Source organism: Bradyrhizobium guangdongense (assembly GCF_006483445.1).
GTDB lineage: Bacteria > Pseudomonadota > Alphaproteobacteria > Rhizobiales > Xanthobacteraceae > Bradyrhizobium > Bradyrhizobium guangdongense_A.
Window position 1 is genome coordinate 1 of the sequence record NZ_PPPT01000348.1, and the last position, 1049, is coordinate 1049.

The window sequence follows — 1049 nt, forward strand, 5'->3', positions numbered from 1 at the left end:
GGCGACGGCGTGCTCGCGACCTTCAAGGCGCCGGCCGCCGGCATCAAATGCGCGAGCGCGATCCAGAAGGCCGTGCGCACGCTCGGCCTCGAGATCAGGGTGGGCCTGCATGCCGGCGAGTACCAGGTGAGCGGCGGCGAGATGGTCGGCATAGCCTTCCACATCGGCACGCGCGTCGCCGCCAAGGCGCGGGCGGGGGAGGTGCTGGTGTCGAGCGCGGTGAAGGAGCTGTTGAAGACGCAGTCGGCGATCCGGTTCGCCGATCACGGGACGCATCAGCTCAAGGGGGTGCCGGAGAGGTGGCGGTTGTATCGGGTGGAGGAGTGAGGCGTTCGCCGGGTGCGCGTGCGCCTTCGAAGCTGTGAAGCGATCAGGGCAATTGAATACACTGGCGCCGTAAGTTCGTTCGCCTGTCGGTCGGAGTTCGAAATCCTGCGGGCGCGCCATTGCTAAAGTCGTCGAACACTCGACAAAAGAATTTTCCAAGCGGTATTTTGCAGCGGCGGAGTCGATGGCTTGGCGCGATTCCTTCAAGTGGCTTGCAATGATTTATCCTGCATTGAAGTTGATCCATCTTGTGAGCGCTACGATTCTGTTTGGCGGAGGCATTTTCGCGGCCTTGCTGGGCACCATCGTATTTGGTTCCAGAAAAGCAAAACTCATTGCCGAAGTCGGGCCTCATATTGTCAAGGTCGAGTCTTATCTGACGGTCTTGTCCGCGCTTGCTCAGATCGTCACCGGCTTGTGGTTGGCATCGCTGGCGGGATTTCCGGTTTTGGCGGGATGGCTGGGGTGGGCCTTCCTGCTGTTTTGTGTGGCCGGTCTTTGCTGGATCCTCGGTGTTTGGCTACAGCACCGCATGGTTGATCTGTCCAGAAAGGCCGTCGAGACACACTCTGAATTGCCCGACGCGTATCAAAAGCACTTCAGAAATTGGACTTTGTTGGGCCTCCCTTCAACGACCGCCATGATTGGAATCTTCTATTTCATGGTGTTCAAGCCAGGCTGAAGCCGTCGGGCGTTCCGCTCTTGCGCCTTGTCGAGATCGC

General features: G+C 59.3%; 2 protein-coding genes. Both read left to right on the plus strand.

All coding sequences use genetic code 11. The annotated features are described in order from the left end of the window. Positions 1 to 327 (plus strand): adenylate/guanylate cyclase domain-containing protein (locus tag C2U70_RS32745; protein ID WP_140982928.1); only part of this gene is annotated, 327 nt, incomplete at its 5' end. A 184-nt stretch (positions 328 to 511) separates the two neighbouring features. Continuing rightward, positions 512 to 1009 (plus strand): DUF2269 family protein, encoded by a 498-nt coding sequence (locus C2U70_RS32750; RefSeq protein WP_246666929.1) that lies wholly within the window; start codon positions 512 to 514, stop codon positions 1007 to 1009. Positions 1010 to 1049 lie beyond the last annotated feature (40 nt).